Below are 19,848 nucleotides of genomic sequence, written 5' to 3'. Positions count from 1 at the left end.
ACCGTGGACGTATGCATTCCATCGAGGAAAAGCGCGTCTACGGCGACCGCGACGGGGCCCTCGAGGCCTACGTCGCCAGTTCGATCGGCGTCGTTCGCGTCCGCGTCGCCGACGACACCGTCGGAGAGTTCGGCCTCTGTGACCGTTGTACGGCCCGCGACATCGCGGCGACGGACGGCGTCGTCGCGGTCGCGACCGACGAGGATGTTCGCCTGCTCGACCTCGAGCACGGCGACGACGCTGACGACGCGACGGTCGTCGACAGCGGCTTCGGGCCCGCCGTCGCGGTCGGCGCCGACGGCTCCGGGCTGGTCGCCGCCGGTCCCGACGGCGACGTCGCCCGCCTCGAGTCGCCCTCGGTCGGCCTCGGCGACGCCGGGAGCGCCCGCGAGTGGACGCCCCTCGAGAGCGACGGCATCGCGACGGTGCGGGCGATCGACGGCGACCTCGTCGGCACCGACAGCGGCGTCTACCGCGTCCACGAGGGCCGCCTCGACCACGCCGGCCTCTCGGACGTGCGGGACGTCTCCGCAGCCGGCGTTCCGCTGGCCGCGACCGAAGACGGCCTCTACAAACTCGGCAACGGCTGGATGGAGGTCCTCGAGGGCGAGTTCGAGACCGTCGCCGCCGACCCGCACAGCGAGCGCGGGCAGTTGACGCGCGCCCACGCGGTCGGCGGCGACGCCGTCTACGCCTACGACGCCGACGACGAGTCCTGGGCCGAGTACGATCGCTCGAGCGCGCCGATCGTCGGCATCGGCTACGGACGCACGGTCTACGCCGTCACCGAACGGGGAACCTTCCTCTCGGCGACGCCGGACGACGGGGCCAACCGATGGCGGTCCCAAACGATCGGTGTCAGCGGCGTGACGGGGCTCGCCGTTCCCGGCGACGAGTAGCGACCGCTTACACGTGCGATCCCGGCCGCGGTTCGACCGTCTGACGGACATTTATCTGTACTGGATACTTTCAACATTTCGTATGAGTGGGATCCAACGCCGCCAACTCCTCGCCGCGACCGGTGTCGGTCTGACGGGTGCGATCGCCGGCTGTCTGGGAAGCGACGAGAGCGGCGGCGCGAACGGCGACGAGAACGGGGACGAAACCGGCGACGAAAACGAGACTGAAAGTGAACCCGACGAGACCGCCGAGTCGGTCTCCGGCACGATCGTCGTCGACAACCTCGATGACGCGTCTCACACGTTCGACATCCTCGTCGAGTACGACGGGCAGATTCAACACTGGGAGACCAGATCCCCCGGCGCCGACGAGACGCTCTCCTTCGATCACGACTGGTCGGCCGACCGAGAGCAGTTCCGCGTGACCGCCCGGCTCAACGAGGGCGAGCCGGTGAACATCACTCCGTCGAACTGGAACGAGTCGTCCTGTCTCAGCATTTTCGTCCGCATCACCGACGGCGAGACCATGACGCACTCAAGCAACACCGACCCCGGCCACTGCGGGACCGCGTCGGACGACGACTCCGAGTAGTCGGCTGCATCCGTTTCCTCGCGATCGTGCGTCGACGCGTCGAACCCGAGAACGAAAACGGGTTTACCTCCCGCCCGCTCTGCTCGAGTATGACTACGATCGTCAGCGGGTCGGCCTCCCAGACGTTGGCCGCCTCCCTCGCGGACGAACTCGAGGTATCGCTCGCCGCCGTCGAGTACGATCGATTCCCGGACGGCGAACTGCTCGCGGCCGCTCCCGACTTCGACGACGACAGGGCGATTATCGTCGGCTCGACCGTCTCGAGCGACGCCCACCTCGAACTGCTCCAGCTGCAGGACGCCGTCCGCGAGGCCGGCGCCGAGGACGTCGTCACCGTCCTGCCGTACATGGGCTATGCCCGCCAGGACGAGGCCTTCGAGGCGGGCCATCCCGTCTCCGCTCGCGCCGTCGCTCGCTCGATTTCGACCGGAACGGACCGCGTCGTGACCGTCAACCCCCACGAGGAAGCCGTCTGCGAGTTCTTCGAACCGACGGCGACCGCCGTCGACGCGGCGGGCCGGCTGGCCGATCCGCTGCCCGCCGACCTCGCGGACCCCGTCTTCCTCTCGCCCGACGCGGGCGCGATCGAACTCGCCGAAACGGTCCGGGATACCTACGGCGACGGCGAGACGGACTACTTCGAGAAGACTCGTCACTCCGGTACCGAAGTCGAAATTTCCCCCAGCGACGTCGATGTGGCCGGCCGCGACGTCGTCGTGACCGACGACATCATCGCGACGGGATCGACCATGAGCGAGGCCGTCGGCGTCCTCCGGGACCGCGACGTCGGGCGCGTCTTCGTCACCTGCGTCCACCCGCTGCTGGCGCGCAACGCGGTGACGAAGCTCCGCCGCGCGGGCGTCGAGACGATCTACGGCACCGATACGATCGAACGCGAAGTGAGCGCCGTCTCGGTCGCGCCGGCGATCGCCGACGAACTGTAGCCGGCCCGCCGACGCCGCGCCGCCACGGTTTTGCGCGGCTGTTCCGTCGATTCGAACGTCCGTTCTCGAGACGACCGTCCGACCGTATCAGAGACAATCGACGCTCAGCGGCGCTGCCGACCGACCGTCGAGATCGCGACCGCGACCGCGAGTCCGAAGGCGACGGCCGCGGCCGCGACGCCGAAGCCGGGCATCGATTCGACCGTCGATTTGATCCCGCCGACGGAGACCGTCGTCGTCCGCTCGCCGGCGCTGATCTCGTAGTCGCCGGCGTCGTCGAACGTCAGTTCGGCTGCGACGCTCCCGGTCTCGCCCGGTGCGAGCGCGATCGGCGCTCCAGTCTTCGTCTCCGATGCGGTCCGGAACGCGAGGCGTCCGGCCGCGGGGAGGGAGTCGGCGGTCGTCACCGTCGCAGTCGCCGTCACTGTCTCGCCGGGGTCGACGCCGGCGGGTTCGACCCGCAGGTCGGTGACGGTCAGGCTCGGGGTCGACCGGACGTAGACGGTCAGTCGGTCGCTCCCGACGCGAACGTCGTAGATGCCGGGCTTCGTCGGCGTCCACGCGAGCGCCGTCGTCGCCGTCTCGCCGGCCTCGAGCACTCGCCGTTCGGTCGCGACGACATCGCCGTCGACCTGCAGGGTCGCGTCGGCGGTTCCCGCGCGGTCGTCGACGTTCTCGAGTGCAACCGGCACCGTGACGCGCTCGCCGGCCGGCACCGCCAGCACGTCGCCGGCGCCGATGTCGGCGCTGAGCCCCGATAGATTCGCGCGATCCCAGCGCTCCCACTCTTGTCCGTCGACCGTGACGGGCTCCCCGCCCAGTCCCGACGCGGTCGCGGCGCGGGACTGTCCGAACGTCGACTGGTGTTCGAAGTAGTTCCACATCTCGGGCGTCGACCTCGAGTGCGCGTACCGCTCGGCGCTCGCTCGCAGTTCCTTCCCGCCCGCTTCCTCGAGCGCCGTCAGGAAGTCGGCTGCCGTCACCCGCTCGTCCTGCGCGTTCAGCCTTCGGACGATATCCTCGAGCCGTCGGTCGCCGTCGGTCGCTTCCCGAAGCTGCCGGTCGAGTTCGCCGTAGACGAGCGCGCCCTTGGCGTAATCGGTCCGGTGGTGGCTCCACGTCCCCGGCTCGGCGAGGACGCCGTCGGCGTACGGCGACTGCTCGCCGCGCTCGAGGTGGTCGCGGAACTCGCTGTACGAGATCAGCCCCTGCTCGTAGGCGAGCAACGCGGCGTGGTACTCGGCCCCGCCCTCGACGAGCCAGGAGGCGTCGGTCGCGACCTCGTCGTTGGCGAAGCGCTGGTGAACGTGGACGTACTCGTGGAGCCAGACGTTCGACGCCTCGGAGAGCGGCGCGTCGGCGCGGACCCACGCGTCGGCCGCGCCGTACTGGAGCCCCCGCGGGCCCCAGTCGGCGTCGCTCGGCACCGCGGCCACGAACACCGTTTCGTCGCTTGGCGCGATCGAGAGGCGCTCGCTCGCGTCGCCGAGCGCTTCGAGGATGTCGTCGGGGTCCTCGCGGAGGTCGGCGGCGTCGGAGACGACCAGCCTGACGGTCTCGCCGTTTTCGGTCCGCTCGTACTCGGTCACCGGTCCGAAGACGGCGATATCGCCCCCGGTCGCTCCCGGGCCGTCGACGGTCACCGTCTCCTCGATCCCGATGCTGACGTCGGCCTCCCGTCGGTAGGAGACGCCGACGCCTGGCACGGGGACGACGCCCCACTCGCCGGTATCGACGAAGCTGTAGCCGCTCCGGCTCGAGCCCACGCGGCCGCCGGTTTCCGTCTGATCGGCCGGGAGCCGGACCCGGATCGACGGCGCCTCGCCGTCGCCGGTCCACCGGTACGTTCCCTCGTCGGTCGCCTCGAACCCGTCGGTCGACCTGACCGTCGCCTCGTCCTCGAGGTCGACGGTCAGACTGCTCATCGGTTCCGGAATATCGAACGTGAACTCGGCCTCGTACACGTCCGGCCGGTCGGGCAGGTGCCGGAGTTCGATCGTTCGGTGGAGGATATCGTCCGCCTCGGCCATCGCGGCCGCCTCGGCGTCGGTCTTCGTTGCGGCGCTCGGTTCGGCGGTAGCAGTCGGTACGGCGGCCGACTCGAGCGCCCCGACGCTATCGGATCCCGGATCGCTCGCTGTCGGACCCCCGCCGGCGCCGGCGCCGGCGATGCCGGCCGGAACGGTTCCGAGGAGGAGCACTACGACGACGAGAACGGTAGCCCGAGATGTCACTACCTACGGCTGGTAAATCAGTCACCATGACTTTTGTGGCAGGGATACTGTCAACTGAACGCGACTGGTTCGGATCGAAGACCACGCCGTGAAATCGCGGTACGAACGCTTCGTCCGTCGAGCGGGGTTAGATTTCGATCGCTGCCTTTCGTTCGTTACCGTCCGCATCTCGCTCGACGACGGCGATCGTTCGAACCTCCTCGTCGATCGACATCGTGACCTCGTAACCGTCAGCGCTCATCGCCTCGTCGCAAGAACCCCCGAGAAGTCGATTGTCGGGATGGTCGCCCGACTTCCCGTGACTGAGACGGAGTTCTACGGACCCGTCCGACTCGTCGGCGGAAATGTCGGCGAGCGTCGCTTCCTTACACTTCTTCGACCCGACCCAGATCGCTCCTTCGACCGTCGCTTCGCCGGTTTCCTCGGTAACCGAGATCGCGGGCTCATCCCGCGGATCGAGATCGGTATCGGTGATCTCGAACTCGAGGTCCGATACCGCAGCGGGCAGTGATCGAGAGTCCGAATCGGTAGCCGCCGGTCGATCGAGACATCCGGTGAAACCGATAGACGAAAGAGTCGCTGCACGTGAGAGGAGCGTCCGACGATCCACAATAAATGCTACGTGATGGGGGTGTAAATATTCTCTCGTGGCTCAAACGGCTCTTTGAGCTATCGTTTGGTTTGCAGCCGCGATCATCGACTCTCGGTGGCCGGTTACGCGTTAGCCGTCGCCAGCGACTCGTTCCCCACCTTTTCCGCCTCGGGATTCGCTCGCGTTGCGAGCGAACCACTCACGTAAAAATCTGGACTAAAAAGATCGGAACGGTCGACTTCGTCGCCCGTTCCGGAAACGTACGGTATTAGTCCGACGCTTCAGCAGCTGCCAGCGGCTCGACCCCGATCTCCATCGTCACGTCCTCGACTTCCCACTCCTTGCGGTGGCCGTCGTCGATCTCGCCAATCTCGTCGGCCCGAACCTCCTCGCGGATCAGGTCCTCGCGCTCGGCGACGAGGTCGGCGACGCGGTCGTCGCTGATCTCGAGGTCCAAGGCGATGCGCTCCTCGACGTCGAGATCGAGGTCCTTGCGCATCTCCTGGACGCGGCGGATGACCTCGCGGGCGTAGCCCTCGCTCTCGATGTCGTCGGTCAGCGAGGCGTCGACGTAGGCGACGCCGCGGTCATCGCCGTTCAGACCGAACGCGGTGCCGGCGATGCCGTCGGGCGTCTGGGTGACGAACGAGACCATCTCGTCGGTGATCTCCTCGCCGTCCTCGAGCACGTCCGCGACGGCGTCCTCGATCGCTTCGAGGCTCGGCTCGTCGATGCGGGCCTCGTTGAGCGCGTTCATGACCTGCCCGGCGCGGTCGCCGAACGCGGGTCCGAGTTCGCTCATGTCGGCCTCGGCGCTGTACTGCAGTTCCTCCCAGCGGTTCTCGGCCGAGACGAGTTCGATCTCGCGGGCGTTGAGCCGGTCCTCGAGCAGCGGCGTGTGGCGTTCGACGGCCTCGACGACGCGCTCGTCGCCGGCGGCGACGACGACCCGCGGGACGGGCCAGCGCAGCTTGCGGCCGGCCTGCTGGCGGGCGTTCGCGCCGGCCTCCTCGATGGCCCGGAGGATGGCGACGTCGTCCTCGAGCTGTTCGTCCTGCCAGTACTCGTCGACGGCGGGCCAGTCTTCCATGTGGACGGTGTCGAACCCGTCGTCGCCGGTCAGCGTCCCGTAGATCTCCTCGCTGATAAAGGGCGCGTACGGCGCGAGCAGGGCAACGCTCTCCCGGAGGACCCGATAGATCGTCGCGTAGGCGGCCCGCTTCGAGCCGCTGTCCTCCTCGGCCCACATACGCTCGCGAACCGCCTGCACGTAGAACCGGGAGACGTCCTCGACGACGAACTCGATGAGCGCGTCGAGGGCGCGGTCCTGCCGGCGGTCTTCGAAGGCCTCGGTCATCTCGTCCTTGGTGGACTGGAGACGGGCGAGCACCCACTCGTCGATGAGCTCGAGGTCGGAATCGACGTCCTCGAGGGTGGTTTCAGTGGGGTCAAACTCGTCCAAGCGCATGTACGGCAGCGGGAACCGGAAGACGTTCCACAGCGTCCGGAGGTGGTTCTCCATCGTCTGCATCCCGTCCCAGTCGAAGCGCATGTCCTCGCCCTGCGGGTTGTTCGACAGCAGGAACATGCGCATGACGTCCCGGCCGTGGCGGTCGATGGCCTCGTGGGGGTCGATCAGGATATCCTTGGACTTGGACATCGCGCGGCCGTCGGGCATCAGCGCGTGGCCGTGCATCAGGACCTCCTGATACGGGCTCTCGCCGAGCGCGGCGGTGCTCATCCCCAGCTGGGACCAGAACCAGCCTCGCGTCTGGTCGTGGGCCTCGAGGATGAAGTCGGCGGGCCAGAGTTCGTCAAACTCGCTGTCGTCTTCGGGGTAGTTCAGGGTGCCCCAGGAGGCGACCGAGGAGTCGAGCCAGACGTCGAAGACGTCGGGAACGCGCGTGTAGGTGGTTCCGTCCTCGGTGATCGTGAAGTCGTCTACCGTATCTTTGTGGAGGTCGACGTCCTCGGAATCGATGTCCTGATCGACCCGCTCGGCGAGTTCCTCGCGGTCGCCGACGACGATCATGTCCTCGTCGTCGTCCCGGTCTTCGGGAGTCCAGACGGGAAGCGGAATGCCCCAGTAGCGCTGCCGGGAGACGTTCCAGTCGGGCGCCTCCTCGACGAAGTCCCGGAAACGGTTGTCGCGGGCCCACTCGGGGTGCCACTCGCTGTCCTCGATGTTGTCCAGCAGTTCGTCCTTGACGTCGGTGATCGTGATGAACCACTGGTCGGTGACGATCTGGAGGATGCCCGTGTCACAGCGCCAACAGTGGCCGTAGCTGTGCTGAACCGTACCCGAGGCGAGCAGCGCGCCGTTGTCCTCGAGGTCGGCCGTGATCTCCGGATCGGCGTCCTTGACGAACTGGCCCTCGTACCTGCCGGCCTCCTCGGTGTAGACCCCGTCGCCGCCGACGGGACAGAAGATCGGGAAGCCGAGTTCGCGGCCGCGTTCGAAGTCCACTTCACCGTGGCCGGGCGCGGAGTGGACCAGCCCGGTGCCGTCGCCGTCCGTGTCGACGTAGTCGGCGGCGTAGACCTCGAGCGCGCCGTCGGCGTCGACGTGGTCGGGCACCTCCTCGGCCAGCGGGTGCTCGTACGACCAGCCGATCAGCTCCTCGCCGGACAGCTCCTCGACGACCTCGTAGTCGTCGTAGCGCCCCTCTCGGAGGACCTCCTCGTGTTTCGCGTCGGCGATGTACAGTAGCTCTTCCTCGCCGTCCTTTTCGGCTCGGACGCCGACGTAGTCGCCCTCCTCGTCGACGGCGACGAACGTGTTCGCCGGGATCGTCCACGGCGTGGTCGTCCAGATGACGAGCTTGCCCTCGCTGCTCACGGGCCCTTCGTCCCCGTTCGCTCCGTCCGAGGCCTCCTCGCCGTCGGCCTCGCGCTCCTCGAGGTCGAACTTGACGTAGACGGAGGGGTCCTCGACGTCCTCGTACTCGACCTCGTTGTTCGCGATGGCGGTCTCACAGCGCGGACACTGGGAGATCGAGCGGTGGCCCTTCTCGACTAACCCGCGGTCGGCGGCCTTCGAGAAGCCCCACCAGGCGGCCTCCATGTACTCCGGTTCGACCGTCCGGTAGGGGTCGTCCCAGTCCATCCAGACGCCGAAGTCCTGAAAGTCCTCTTGGAGCCCCTCGAGTTGCTCGTCGGCGTAGTCCTTACACTCCTGGATGAAGTTCTCCTCGCCGAACTCCTCGATGTCCTTCTTGTTCTCGAAGCCGAGTCGCTCCTCGACGCGGGTCTCGATCGGCAGGCCGTGCATGTCGTAGCCCGGCCGGTCGGTGACGTCGTACCCCTGCATCCGCAGGAACCGCAGGTAGACGTCCTTCAGCGACTTGTTCCAGGTCGTTCCCATGTGCGCCGACCCAGACGTGTACGGCGGCCCGTCGACGAAGAAGAACGACTCGCCGTCCGACCGGTGCTCGACCGTCTGCTCGTAGGCGTCGACGTCGTCCCAGTAGTCGAAGATCCGCCCCTCGAGTTCGTGCGGATCGTACTGGTCGTCGACCTCGCCGAATCTGCTCATACGGGAGCAATCTCACTCCGAGAGTAAAGGGGAATCGGTCCCGCTGGCGGCCGCGGAACTCGAGGCGGCCGGGGCGCTGACGACACTCTGAGCGCAGCCGCGAAAATCGACCGTCGGTGACGCTACTGCTCGATGCCGAACGCTCGCGCGAGCACCTTCTGATAGCCGAGGCCGTAGACGCCGGCGTAGAGCATGACGCAACCGATCGCCGCGAGCCAGAACGCGACCGTCGTCTCGCCCGCGCCGACGTGTTGCATGCTCGCGTACTCGGCGGCGAAGCCACCGATCGTCAGGAGGCCCGCGGCGATCGTGTAGGCCGCCATCGGGAGCAGTTCTGCGAGGAGTTCCGGAATTGCCGTTCCCATCACCTATCGAAAACCCCCGGGGGAAGGTAAATCTGTCTGCTCGAGGAGGACGCGAATCCGAGCGACCTAACCCGACGCCGGCCCACCTGACGGACGTGTCTCCCTCCGACACCGATCCGGCCTACCCGAGCGAACGAAACGTCATCGAACCCGGCTGCGAGCGCTGTCCGGCGCTCGCCGAGCACCGCGAGTGCATCTCGTGGGGGACCGGCCCGCTCGAGGCCAGCGTGCTGGTCGTCGGCGAGGCGCCTGGTCCAGGCAATACCGACGCCGACCGCTGGAAGGGCGGTAACTGGACCGGCAAGGCATACACCTCCCGTCACTCCGGTCGGCGCATCCGCCGGATGCTCGAGCGGGTCGGCTACGGTGACGACGCCTACTACACGAACGCGGTGAAATGTTTTCCAGCCGATCCGGCGGATCCGACGAGTAATCGGGAGCCGACGCCCGCGGAGCGGACGAACTGTCGCGGCCACCTGCTGACCGAGATCGAGACCGTTGACCCCGACGTCGTCCTCGCGACCGGAAAACACGCGACGACGAGCGTCCTCGCGGCCGAAGACCGCGAGCTCGAGGGCTTCATCGACACGGTCCTCGAGCCCGTGGACTGCGAGCGACTCGAGACGACGCTCCTGCCGATCCTGCATCCGTCGTACCAGGACGTCTGGATCGGCCGGCTGGGATACGAACCCGACGAGTACCTCGCGGCGATCGGCGAGGCGCTCGAGGAACTGTGTGGTCCGGTCGGCGAGTAATGCCCCGACCGCGGTCTCGCATCGCTGCCGGAGACGTCGACCAGTCGTCGCCCGCTACCGAGACGCCGAACGGCCGTCGCCCCGCTACGACCGCTGCGATTCGGCACTCGCTCGGAGCGAGGCGGGCGCGACGTCCCACCGATCCGCGGTGACGCCGTCGACGCCGGCCTCGCGCAGCGCGCGGACGTCGTCGGTCGTCCGCGCGGCCTTCCACGCGATGACGTCGAACCCGCGATCGCGGGCGGCGGACACGACGTCGGTTTCGACACAGAGGTCGTAGTGCGGGAAGACGTGCGTGCAGTCGAGTTCGACCGCGCGCGAGAGGTTCTCCTCGGGGTCGTCGCCGAAGAGCAGCCCGTTCGGGACGTCCAGGTAGTTCGTCTCGATCTCGGCCAGTGCATCGGGGAGAAACGACGTGACGCGGACGTCGGCGCCGACCGTCATCGCCGACTGCAACGTCTCGGAGGCGATCCCCCGTTCTTTCAGTTCGAGTTGGAGGGTGACGTCGTCCGGGACGGCCCGCAGGACCGTCTCGAGGCGCGGAATCGATTCGCCCGACTCGAGGACGGTCAGGTCGCGGAGTTCGGTCCACGGCGTCTCCGCGACGCGGCCGGACGCGCCGGTGACGCGCTCGAGGGTCTCGTCGTGAAATACCACCAGTTCGCCCGAACCGCACCGCCGAACGTCGACTTCGACCGCGGGGAGCCGACGGGCGGCTTCGCGAATTGCGAGGAGGGTGTTCTCCGGAAACTGATCCGCACAGCCGCGATGGCCGATTATCTCCATCTATCCGGGTCCCGGCACCCACCGACAATCAACATTTTGGTTCCGGTGTGTTATTCCGGACAATCGTCCAGAATGTATCGAGCGTTGACCGGTGCGTTCGGTTGCCGATCAGACGCGACGGTTCCGGTCACGCACACCGAATCCGGTCGGAGGCGAGCCACGCTCGCAGTCGGTCGAGGTCGGTCGGTCGATTGAGCTCCACGTGTCGCTCGGCCGGGATCAACAGCGGCCGCGTCGGCGTCCGCGGGTAGACGCAGGGGTACCAGTCGTGGAGCCGTTCGCGCAGGATTCGCATCGCGGCCGTTCGGTGGTCGCGGCTCACGACGCCGAAACCGGCGTGTTGGTGGCCCTCGATGAGTCCGTACGCCGAGACGCGTCCCGTCTCGTCCCACCGAATCGCCGTTTCCGCGCTCTGGAGCCCCGGAATGCATCCGACGAGGTTGCGCCGGCCGTCGAGGGCGTCGAACGCTCCCGCCAGCCGGCCGATCTCCCGCTCGTCGACGAGGACGTCGCCGTTTATCACCAGCAGATCGTCGTCGATCCGCTCGAGCGCGAGGAGCAGCGACGCGGCGTTCTCGTACCGGTCCCACCCCTCGAGGACGATCGGATCGCTGGGGTCGTACCGCTCGAGAACGGTCTCGTGGCGGTATCCCAGGACGACGCTCGTCCCGTCCACGTACGGCTCGAGCAGGTCGCGCTGTCGATCGTACAGCGTCCGGCCGTCGAACTCGAGGAAGGCTTTCGGAACGTCGTCGGTGTACGGTCGCATCCGCCGGCCCCGTCCCGCGGCGAGGATCACGCCCTGCATCGCAGCACCTCGCTGGCGGCGCGTTCGCCGGCCCGGCCGTCCATCGGAATCCCGAGGTCCTCGAGCCACGACTGGCGACGGCGGGCGACGGGTTCGGGCTCGCCGTTGCGGTAGAGGTCGTCGACGAGCGCGAGATCGATCGCGTCCGTCGTGACGCCGATCTCCGGAACCGCGCGGTCCGGCGCGTCGATGTCCGTCAGCTGGACGAGCGGCCGTCCGGTGTGGAGCCACTCGGCGATCGACCCCGAGTAGTCCGAGACGAGGATATCGGACCGCCGCATGCTCTCGGTCGGCGTCGCGGTCTCGTCGAAGACGACGTTCGGTAGCTCGGCGATTCGGGCCCTGCACTCGCGCGTCACGGCCAGTCCGGGGCCCTCGCGTCTGTCGGTCGGGTGGGGCCGAAAGAGCAGTTCGTACTCGGTGCCGGCGAAGCACTCCACGACCGAACGGGCGGTGTTCGCGTACGCGCCGCGGCCGACCATGTAGTTCGTCGGCGCGTACAGCACTCGTCGTTCACGGGGCGGCGGCGCGTCGACCAGCGCGTCGGCTTCCGGGAGGCCGACGACGGCCACGGTCACGTCAGGCGGTACGGCGGCCCGGTAGGCCCTGGCCCACCGCTCGCCGGGCGCGAGGGCGGCGGCGACGCGCTCGAGCATCGTCTCGGTCGTCACGGAAATCTCGCCGCGGCCGATCGAGGCGCCGTGTCGGAGGTGAACGAGCGGGTACTCCTCGTAGAAGGAGAACCGCTCGATCCCGAACCGATGATTGTAGACGACGACGGCCGGATCGATCGCTCGCACGTTCTCGTCGACCGCGCCGGGGTCACGGACTTCGATCTCCGTGATACGGTCGCTACAGCCGCGCGCGTCCGCTCTGACCGGGACGAACGCCGATTCGACGTCCACGTGCCGGTCGATCGCCTCGAACGTCTTCCGCATGAACGGTCGCTCGATGGCGTACAGTACCGCTACCATCTCGCAGTCTCCCGAGCCCCCGTCTCGAGCGGTAGCGTCTCGGTCTGCGTGCCGACACAGCGGTTCCGTTCGATCGCCGTGCGAATGATACCCACGAATAGGGAGGGCAACGTACTAATACTTGCAGCTTGCCGCCGCTACGTAGGTCGACCGTTCACTATCGGAGAACGTTTTCCCTTGACTGTGGGATATTCGGGACTGTCCGCTGAACCGTTGGGTCGAACGCGGCGTCGCGGCTCGTCGGTTCGGAGCATCGCCGAAAACCGTCGGCGGTGGTGTGTCGAGGTTCGTGACGTCGTGGCTGCCGACGGTCGTGCGGTCGACCCGGTGTGACCAGCGTGACGGTGTCGGTCCGGTACAGGTGTGCGATGTCGCACGAGGTTCCCCATCGGCGCGATACGACAGGCCCCCGCTGGGCGTTCTCACCGAGGCGGCGCGGGGTATTGAACGGCCCCGATCGTCCATCACGATTCTCGACACGTAAGCACAGCTAGCCGGACTTTACGCCAGTTCACACTGTTCGCGGGCGGTGACGGTCGCCGATCGATGGCGATCTCGACCGCGAGGCAGGCGAGTAAGCTTCTTACAGCCGGCCGACACACACTCGCCTATGAGTACGATCTTCAGCCAGATCGTCGAGGGGGAGATCCCCGCTCGAGTCGTGTACGAAGACGAGACGACGATCGCCTTCCTCGACGCCAATCCCCTGGCGCCGGGGCACACGCTGGTCATTCCGAAGGACGAGTACGAGCGGCTGAACGACGTCCCCGACGACGTCGCCGAGGACCTCTACGCGACGGTCCACCGGCTGGTGCCCGCCGTCGAGGAGAGCGTCGACGCCGACGCCTCGACGGTCGCGTTCAACAACGGCGAGGAAGCCGGCCAAGAAGTGCCCCACGTCCACTGTCACATCGTCCCGCGGTTCGAGAGCGACGGCGCCGGGCCGATCCACGCCATGTTCGGCGGCCAGGAAGACATCGACGACGACCGACTCGACGAGATCGCCGACGAAATCGAGTCTCGAGCCTGAGACTGCGGCCCGTCTTCGCAGGTCCGCGATCGCGATGAACGCGTCGGTGAGAGCGCAGCGACCGACCCGACGCCGAACTGCCGTGACGTTTTTGATCGTCGCCCGTCACTCTCGCGTATGCTCGCCGATATCGTCGCCCAGTTTCGGGCCCATCCCGTCGCCACGTTCCTCGAGGTGGGGAGCGTGGTCGTCTGCCTGTTCCTGTTTCTGGGGACGCTCGCGCTGTTCTCCACCGGGCTCCCGACGGGTCGGGGGGATCCGTGGCTCGCCCTCATCGGCGTCGGCGCGGTGTTCGTCGTCTTCTGGACCGCGCTGGTGCCGTTGTACGAGCGATTCGTGTACGAGCCGTGATCAGCGGTCAGTGTCGTTGATCCGTACCCGGTGAATCGCACTCTCCTTCCGCTCTGAACGACAGAATCGGTGTGCGGTGGCGCGCGCTGTCGATCGCGACCGAGCGACGCGAGGTGCGATCGACGATACTGCGCGAGGGGTGAGCGACTATCGGGAGCGAATCGGCTGGGGAGGGGGTGGAAACCCTAGCCGCCACGAGCAGCAGAACGGTTCGTTTCGTATTGACCTCCTCAGGTTCCCCCTATCGGTTGACTCTCGACCGAGCGGTTACCGCGAAAACGCTGCTACTACTACTACTACTGGACCAGCGGAGTGAGCAGACTACTCGCGCTGGCAACGGGGAATCCCACATCCTCCCCAGCCGATTCGTTCACTCCGTTCGCTCATCCCTCGCGCGACGTCGCTCGTGGTTCGCTCGGCTCATGAGTCGCTTCGCTTCCATTCGCTTCTCGAGACGTTCACTCCGTTCACGCCTCGATTTCGCTCACCACGAGACAGCGCGCGCCACCGCACGTCGATTGATCAGAACGGGTCCGTAGAGGGACTGTCTCGTCTCAGAACAGCGGTCCGATGAACAGGTTCCCGTAGCCCAGCGCGACCAGCAGGCCGAGGAACGTCGGGACGAGAAACGGCGTGCCCGGCGAGATCCAGACCGTCTCCTCGGTCGCGAGCACCTCGAGGCCCTCCCGGAGTTCGGCGGGCCGGGTTCCGTAGGCCGAGCCCTCGATGTCCTCGAGGAAGGCCGCAGCGCCCCACGGGTCGTCGGTCGATACCTCGAGCCCGTCGGTGGTAGAATCGGTCTCGAGGTCGCTCTCGCCTTCGTCCTCACCCTCACCTTCGAGCGCCGTTCCGCCGTCGCCGCGAACCGCTGCGGTGACGGCGCCGTCGGTCGGGGGGTTGGGCTCGTCGGGCAGGGTCGCCGGATCGCGGTAGCGGTCGGGGTCGTCGCGGACGTCGGCCAGCGTCAGGCCGCGCCAGCGGAGGTACATCCGGAGGGCGTCGAGGTCGAGGCCGCCCCGAGAGGGGCCGTCGGGCGTCTCGAGGAGGCGGCCGTGGGTTTCGGGGATCGCGTCCCACGAGACGGGCCAGCCGATGAACATGACGCCGGTAAACCGACCGGCAGCGGCGTTGCGGACGGCGAGGAAGATCGGGGCGGCGAGACCGATAAAGACGGTGTTGACCAGGACGGTAAAGGCGAACGCCTCGACGGGCATGGACGTCAGGGGGAACGTCCACGAGCCGACCGCGTACTCCGGGTACACCGGGACGAACAGGGCCAATACGAGCAAGGCCTTCGCGTCCGCGCCGCCGATCCCGCCGATCCACCAGAACAGGTAGGCGATGGGGACGACGAATCCCAGGCTCACCGTCGTCGGCAGGAGAAACTCGTAGGTCCAGGCGGTCCCGCCGGCCGTCCAGGCGAGCCAGCCGTCCCAGACGAGCAGGACGGCGCCGAGCAGGGAGAGGGGAATCCAGACGGCGCTCGAGACGCGTCTGGTCTTGATGTCGCGGACGGCGACCCAGGCGAAGACCGGAACGGCGACGAGCCGCAGGAGATCCGGGGCCGTCGCGACGTCAGTGAGAGTCACAGGTGGTGCTCTCGAAGCGGGGGAGTGTTATCCTTTCGGCCCTCCGGACCTTCGGGCGGGGACTCCCGGTCGACGCTCTCGGCCGCACCGCGAGGGAGTCGCCCGTCACTCGACGGCGTCGAACTCCTCGCAGTCCTCCGAGTGAAAGTACGCCTTCAATTCGCGTTCCTTTCCGCAGAACTTGCAGCGGTAGACCGTGTGCGGGGTGTTTCCGTACCACTTTTGGTGCGGTTCGACGACGTGCGGACCGACCGTCTCGTTTTGAGATTCCCGCCGAAACCGACTGAACCACGTGAACACGCGCATCCCACCGAAGATAGCGACGAAGAGCAGTATGAACCCGAGGAGGACGCCTTCAGGGACGTTGGCGTCGAATGGAGGAAACTGAGTGAGAGGCATTCTACGACTAACTATCGCAGATATCTATATAATTGCTGTTATAATTTCGGCACATACAACGGACCACGATGGAAAGCGTATCCCAGAGTGAGCAGTCCGAACCTTCCCGTACGATCTACCTTCAGGGGGAAACGCACCTGCGTTCGTACGACGCTGTGACGCAGTCAGTAACGATGCTATCTACGAACGCGTCGATAGACGCGTATTACCTCGAGTTACCGGCCGAGAGACCGACGCTGCTGCAATACGGTCTGGCTGCGGTCCACCATCCGCTCTACGTACTCGGGATGTGCGTGTCACAGATGCTCTACGGACCGATCTACGCGGTTCGATCCGGACGGCAGTGCGCCGTCGAAGTGTCCGCCGTCACGGACGTCGCGTCGGAGACGTCGATACCGTCCGAACGAATCGACACCCATCCCTCACTACTGGTTCCCCGGCTCTCGTCTCTCTGGACGGTCCTCTCCTGGATCGGAATCGGAATATTCGCGTTCTTTGCACCGATCGCTACCGGACGTACCGTCGCGTTACTCCTGCTCATCACAGCGAGTCTGGTCGCGATGTTCCGGCGGCGATCGACGTTCGAACGAGCGCTCTCCCCCGTCCTCGGCTGGGGAGGACTAATACTGCTGCTCGTAACGGGGCCCGTTCCGACCGCGGTCATACTCGTCGGGTTGGCCGCCCACGGGCTCGTGCTCCGGCAAACCCTCGAGCGACGAAACGAGGACATGGTGGCCCGGACGGTCGAGGACGTGACCGAACACGGCTACCGGAACGTCTGCGTCGTCGTGGGCGCGAAACATCTCGAGGGGATGGTTCGCGAGTTCGAGGCTCGCGGCTTCGACGTGGCCGTCGCGGACTTCTCCTGACGGCCGCGACTGCGCGGCGACGCGAGGGAGGTTCCCGCTGAAGACTGATCCCGGAGAGGACCGATATTGCGGACGCCGGACGGAAGCGGACGACGACCGTCCAGTGCGGGTAGCACGTTTGGAACGGGCGGTCCGTTCAGAACGGGAGACTCCGCCACCCGTCGATAGCTCTCGAGGCGCGGAACGATCGGCCACCTAAAAATTCGCCTCGCAGGTGGTGACAACCTGCGTCTCTGTAACCTGGCCCGTTCGGGCCAGCGACTGGCTTAGATGACGCGGTTCTAGTTCCTGCTGTAATACACACGTTTAACACAATCTCCCTCATAATCACTACTACCATGACGGATAGAAGCGAGATCGTCGGTGTTCGGCTCACACCAGAAGAGCGTGAGAAGTTTGAGGATTTCTTGCGTGGAGAAGATGAGTTCGACAGCATGAGCCGATTCTTCCGTGTCGCCGCACATCGGCATATTGCTACTAACGACGAAGACGCAACCATCGATCCTGAAGAGATCATTGACGCCGTGGATTCAGCGGTCACACCGATCTCAGAACGACTCGAAAGGGTTGAAGATCACGTCCTTTCGATCGATTCGAACGTCACAAACGACGATAAAATTGACCGCCTAGCACGAGACATCTACTCGTCACTGCCAACGCACTCTGGAACTAACGGACTACCGGATTTCGATGAAGTCGGGCAGTTCGAGACACCCAGCGATTTAGCGTTAGCTCAGGCAATCTCAACGCCAGATATTTGGGCCCAGTATTACGACGAGGATCTCGCGGATGTGCGCCGTGCTTGTGCCCGAATGCTGGAGTACTACCCGGACGTAAAGTACGTCCAAGACAAGACAGGAGGTTCAGATAGTCATATTCCCAGTCATGACGACATCAACGTTGGACATGTACCAAGCCACACTGATTCGTTCCATGATCAGAATAGCTCGTCAACTCGGGAGCAGAGAACACGGGACCGAGATCAGAGTACAGTCCGTCGTTACTACAAGGAATCAGGTGACTGACTGTGCCACCACGGTACAAACCCGTCAAAGACTGCCGAGCAGAAATTGAGCAATATATCGGACAGTTGGAGACCGGGACTGACGACGACAATCCCGATTTGCGTAACACAGGAAGTACTACCAGATACAAACAGGACCTCCGGTGGTACGATCACTGGTTGGACGACGCCGAAGTAGATTCACCAGCGGATGTGACGCCTGCTCAAGCCAATGAAGTCGGACAGATATTAGCGAGAGAGTTCAACGGAACGACTGATTTGTATCGCTGGGACCGAATAAACGCGTTCCACGATTGGTTGGTCAGAATGGATCTTGCTGAATCGAACCCTTTCGAGCGGTGGAACGAGGACAAAGACGAGACGTTTGGGTTCACGAAAAGTTCTGAGCAGTCAAGTCGGCTGAAAGAGGGGGAACAGTACGCCGTCTCACAAGAAGAGATCAGAGCGATGGAAGAGAACGTAGGAAGGAACCGGATTCGAGATCAGCTCATCACTAGGTTGCTTTGGCAAACGGGCCTGCGGAGAGGTGAGGCATCTGGACTGTTGATCAGCGATCTCGAACAAGAGGCAAGAGAGATCACGATCCGTGAAGCAGTTGCGAAGAACAATAAGGAAAGAGTAGTGGCTTATCAGCAGTCACTTGACGGATTGTTAAGGGAATGGTTGGAGCACGGATATCGAGAAGAGAAGGCAGCCACAGCGGAGCATAATCGACTTTTCGTTGGTGAACGAGGAGCTCCACTATCAGGTGATCGTATTAACGATATAGTCATTGAGGCCGCTGATCGGGCAGGAATTAACCGAAAAATCTACGCCGACGCTAATGCTCCCGTCGATGAAGACGGAAATAGGATTCCTAACAGATGGCTGATCAGCGCACACAATATTAGACATGGGTTCGGGACCTACATGGTAAATGAAACCGATGCAGGACTCTGGGAAGTGTCCAAAGCTATGGGCCACTCTTCGGTGAAAATAACTGAGCGAATATACGTCGAGGATGACCCACGAGCGGGGTTAGAACATCTCCACAAATATGGACCAGATTAGTGAATGCGGTCTGAGACCCCTTTGCCGTTGAACTGGAAGAGACTTTGTAAAACTGGCCCTCCTTTTGCGCCCTCGAAAGTTGCCCCATCCCTCAGAGATAGGGTTTAATTCGTCGAGTCATTCTTGTTTCTCTGCGATCCAGGCAACTTGTTTTAGATCCGGTATGCGTGGAGGGGTCTGATCTGCCGGGCAACTCGTATAGCAAAACGAGTGGGCATATGTCAGTTATATCTATATTTTCTGCCTTTTCGCCATTTTTACCATTCTCAGAACCTCTACGCGCGTGTTGAAAGACCGAAACACTAGAAGATGATGCGCTTGTTGCACCATAACTCCTAAGTGATGTGCGGTCACACAACTTATCGTGGCGGTGGACATGCGCGAAGGCGGAACGCGGCTCGAAATCCTCGCTGCAGTCGCGTCACTCGAACGCGAGCAGGAGACGCCGCCCCGCCAGAAAGACATCACAGAACAGGTCAGCGTGACACGCGGTACTGTCTCAAAGACGTGCAGCGCGCTCGTCGACGAAGGACAGCTACTCCTCGACGATGGAGAATACCGCGTCAACGAGGAGATGCTCCTGCTTATCTACAAGGAACATCTGGAGAGCTACCTCATCCGAGACTCCGCGAACAACGGGTTCGCGGACCTCGTCGAGGCACGGAACGAGCTCCGGATCGAACTGAAAGGCGAACTTCGGCAACTCGTCACCGACGGCGACGACGGCCGCCGCCGCATGATGATCGACATCCTGCGTGAGGTGCTTGTGTACGCGTTGTCCTTCCGCGAGATCCAGACACTCCGCGACTACCTGTTCGCGGTCGACCACCTCGTCCGGACGCTCGCCGCCCACATCACCACCAGCCAGAATTTCGACGGTACAGATGTCGCCCACTCAGACGGGATCCGGCTACTACTCCTCATCGCCGTCACGCTCGACCGCGGGTACGCGATGCTGGCCCGCCTTCGCGCAGCCCACGACGAACTGGAAGACCACCTTCCTGGAGCACCGCCCGAAGAGCAGATGATCGACTACCTGACGACCCAGTAAC

At 64.9% G+C, this 19,848-nt stretch carries 18 protein-coding genes; 10 read left to right on the top strand and 8 right to left on the bottom strand.

Annotated features, from left to right (window positions below):
- The first annotated feature begins 11 nt into the window (after positions 1 to 11).
- The 3 genes from C477_RS04050 to C477_RS04040 all read left to right on the top strand — a co-directional run bounded on the left by C477_RS04050 (position 12) and on the right by C477_RS04040 (position 2,435).
- Positions 12 to 899 (top strand): HVO_0234 family beta-propeller protein, encoded by an 888-nt coding sequence (locus C477_RS04050; RefSeq protein ID WP_008893167.1) that lies wholly within the window; start codon positions 12 to 14, stop codon positions 897 to 899.
- Positions 900 to 981: 82 nt separating this feature from the next.
- Positions 982 to 1,491, top strand: coding sequence for a hypothetical protein (locus C477_RS04045; RefSeq protein ID WP_008893166.1), 510 nt, complete (start codon positions 982 to 984; stop codon positions 1,489 to 1,491).
- Between the two features lie 89 nt (positions 1,492 to 1,580).
- Positions 1,581 to 2,435, top strand: coding sequence for a ribose-phosphate diphosphokinase (locus C477_RS04040; protein ID WP_049914233.1), 855 nt, complete (start codon positions 1,581 to 1,583; stop codon positions 2,433 to 2,435).
- 104 nt (positions 2,436 to 2,539) lie between these two features.
- Here the strand turns inward: C477_RS04040 and C477_RS04035 are convergent, their stop codons facing one another.
- From C477_RS04035 to C477_RS04020, 3 genes are all read right to left on the bottom strand, one after another.
- Entirely contained in the window at positions 2,540 to 4,636 is a 2,097-nt protein-coding gene (locus C477_RS04035; RefSeq protein ID WP_008893164.1) for a hypothetical protein, read from the bottom strand.
- A gap of 893 nt (positions 4,637 to 5,529) precedes the next feature.
- The gene (ileS, locus tag C477_RS04025; RefSeq protein ID WP_008893162.1) at positions 5,530 to 8,796 is read right to left on the bottom strand and encodes an isoleucine--tRNA ligase; all 3,267 of its coding nucleotides are present in this window, start codon (positions 8,794 to 8,796) and stop codon (positions 5,530 to 5,532) included.
- A gap of 122 nt (positions 8,797 to 8,918) precedes the next feature.
- Positions 8,919 to 9,161: a hypothetical protein gene (locus C477_RS04020; protein ID WP_008893161.1), complete on the bottom strand. Its 243-nt coding sequence runs from the start codon at positions 9,159 to 9,161 to the stop codon at positions 8,919 to 8,921.
- Positions 9,162 to 9,247: 86 nt separating this feature from the next.
- Here C477_RS04020 and C477_RS04015 point away from each other — a divergent pair, with 86 nt between their 5' ends.
- On the top strand, positions 9,248 to 9,916 hold the full coding sequence (locus tag C477_RS04015; protein WP_193366252.1) for a uracil-DNA glycosylase: 669 nt from the start codon (positions 9,248 to 9,250) through the stop codon (positions 9,914 to 9,916).
- Between the two features lie 84 nt (positions 9,917 to 10,000).
- Here the strand turns inward: C477_RS04015 and C477_RS04010 are convergent, their stop codons facing one another.
- From C477_RS04010 to C477_RS04000, 3 genes are all read right to left on the bottom strand, one after another.
- Positions 10,001 to 10,702, bottom strand: a complete 702-nt coding sequence (locus C477_RS04010) for a glycerophosphodiester phosphodiesterase (RefSeq protein WP_008893159.1) — start codon at positions 10,700 to 10,702, stop codon at positions 10,001 to 10,003.
- Between the two features lie 127 nt (positions 10,703 to 10,829).
- Positions 10,830 to 11,510 (bottom strand): NTP transferase domain-containing protein, encoded by a 681-nt coding sequence (locus C477_RS04005; RefSeq protein WP_008893158.1) that lies wholly within the window; start codon positions 11,508 to 11,510, stop codon positions 10,830 to 10,832.
- Positions 11,498 to 12,484 carry a hypothetical protein gene (locus C477_RS04000; RefSeq protein WP_008893157.1) on the bottom strand — a complete coding sequence of 329 codons (987 nt, stop codon included), beginning with the start codon at positions 12,482 to 12,484 and terminating at the stop codon, positions 11,498 to 11,500. Before C477_RS04000 ends, C477_RS04005 begins: the two co-directional genes overlap by 13 nt.
- Before the next feature lie 610 nt (positions 12,485 to 13,094).
- Between C477_RS04000 and C477_RS03995 the strand changes: the two genes are divergently transcribed.
- The gene (locus tag C477_RS03995) at positions 13,095 to 13,514 is read left to right on the top strand and encodes an HIT family protein (protein ID WP_008893156.1); all 420 of its coding nucleotides are present in this window, start codon (positions 13,095 to 13,097) and stop codon (positions 13,512 to 13,514) included.
- A gap of 117 nt (positions 13,515 to 13,631) precedes the next feature.
- Positions 13,632 to 13,865, top strand: a complete 234-nt coding sequence (locus C477_RS03990; RefSeq protein ID WP_008893155.1) for a hypothetical protein — start codon at positions 13,632 to 13,634, stop codon at positions 13,863 to 13,865.
- A 554-nt stretch (positions 13,866 to 14,419) separates the two neighbouring features.
- Here the strand turns inward: C477_RS03990 and C477_RS03985 are convergent.
- Positions 14,420 to 15,454 carry an A24 family peptidase gene (locus tag C477_RS03985; RefSeq protein ID WP_008893154.1) on the bottom strand — a complete coding sequence of 345 codons (1,035 nt, stop codon included), beginning with the start codon at positions 15,452 to 15,454 and terminating at the stop codon, positions 14,420 to 14,422.
- 105 nt (positions 15,455 to 15,559) lie between these two features.
- A complete protein-coding gene (locus C477_RS03980; protein WP_008893153.1) occupies positions 15,560 to 15,853 on the bottom strand; it encodes a hypothetical protein in 294 nt (97 codons plus the stop codon).
- 173 nt (positions 15,854 to 16,026) lie between these two features.
- Here C477_RS03980 and C477_RS03975 point away from each other — a divergent pair, with 173 nt between their 5' ends.
- From C477_RS03975 to C477_RS03965, 4 genes are all read left to right on the top strand, one after another.
- A complete protein-coding gene (locus C477_RS03975) occupies positions 16,027 to 16,722 on the top strand; it encodes a hypothetical protein (protein ID WP_008893152.1) in 696 nt (231 codons plus the stop codon).
- A gap of 338 nt (positions 16,723 to 17,060) precedes the next feature.
- Positions 17,061 to 17,747, top strand: coding sequence for a hypothetical protein (locus C477_RS22780; RefSeq protein WP_083870239.1), 687 nt, complete (start codon positions 17,061 to 17,063; stop codon positions 17,745 to 17,747).
- 158 nt (positions 17,748 to 17,905) lie between these two features.
- Positions 17,906 to 18,796 carry a tyrosine-type recombinase/integrase gene (locus C477_RS22775; RefSeq protein WP_204366221.1) on the top strand — a complete coding sequence of 297 codons (891 nt, stop codon included), beginning with the start codon at positions 17,906 to 17,908 and terminating at the stop codon, positions 18,794 to 18,796.
- A gap of 364 nt (positions 18,797 to 19,160) precedes the next feature.
- Complete coding sequence (locus C477_RS03965; RefSeq protein WP_239641840.1) at positions 19,161 to 19,847, top strand: hypothetical protein; 687 nt, start codon at positions 19,161 to 19,163, stop codon at positions 19,845 to 19,847.
- Position 19,848: the final 1 nt, after the last annotated feature.

The sequence above is a fragment of the Haloterrigena salina JCM 13891 genome (assembly GCF_000337495.1).
Classification (GTDB): domain Archaea; phylum Halobacteriota; class Halobacteria; order Halobacteriales; family Natrialbaceae; genus Haloterrigena; species Haloterrigena salina.
Note: the sequence above shows the minus strand (reverse complement) of the source record. Positions and strands in the feature narration are given on the sequence as shown.

Excerpts from the sequence above, each read along its gene's own strand:
- ileS (WP_008893162.1), bottom strand. The coding sequence starts at position 8,796 with ATGAGCAGATTCGGCGAGGTCGACGACCAGTACGATCCGCACGAACTC.
- C477_RS04040 (WP_049914233.1), top strand. The coding sequence starts at position 1,581 with ATGACTACGATCGTCAGCGGGTCGGCCTCCCAGACGTTGGCCGCCTCC.
- C477_RS03990 (WP_008893155.1), top strand. The coding sequence starts at position 13,632 with ATGCTCGCCGATATCGTCGCCCAGTTTCGGGCCCATCCCGTCGCCACG.
- C477_RS03995 (WP_008893156.1), top strand. The coding sequence starts at position 13,095 with ATGAGTACGATCTTCAGCCAGATCGTCGAGGGGGAGATCCCCGCTCGA.
- C477_RS22780 (WP_083870239.1), top strand. The coding sequence starts at position 17,061 with ATGACGGATAGAAGCGAGATCGTCGGTGTTCGGCTCACACCAGAAGAG.
- C477_RS04020 (WP_008893161.1), bottom strand. The coding sequence starts at position 9,161 with ATGGGAACGGCAATTCCGGAACTCCTCGCAGAACTGCTCCCGATGGCG.
- C477_RS04000 (WP_008893157.1), bottom strand. The coding sequence starts at position 12,484 with ATGGTAGCGGTACTGTACGCCATCGAGCGACCGTTCATGCGGAAGACG.
- C477_RS04010 (WP_008893159.1), bottom strand. The coding sequence starts at position 10,702 with ATGGAGATAATCGGCCATCGCGGCTGTGCGGATCAGTTTCCGGAGAAC.
- C477_RS03975 (WP_008893152.1), top strand. The coding sequence starts at position 16,027 with ATGCTATCTACGAACGCGTCGATAGACGCGTATTACCTCGAGTTACCG.
- C477_RS04045 (WP_008893166.1), top strand. The coding sequence starts at position 982 with ATGAGTGGGATCCAACGCCGCCAACTCCTCGCCGCGACCGGTGTCGGT.
- C477_RS04005 (WP_008893158.1), bottom strand. The coding sequence starts at position 11,510 with ATGCAGGGCGTGATCCTCGCCGCGGGACGGGGCCGGCGGATGCGACCG.
- C477_RS04050 (WP_008893167.1), top strand. The coding sequence starts at position 12 with ATGCATTCCATCGAGGAAAAGCGCGTCTACGGCGACCGCGACGGGGCC.
- C477_RS03980 (WP_008893153.1), bottom strand. The coding sequence starts at position 15,853 with ATGCCTCTCACTCAGTTTCCTCCATTCGACGCCAACGTCCCTGAAGGC.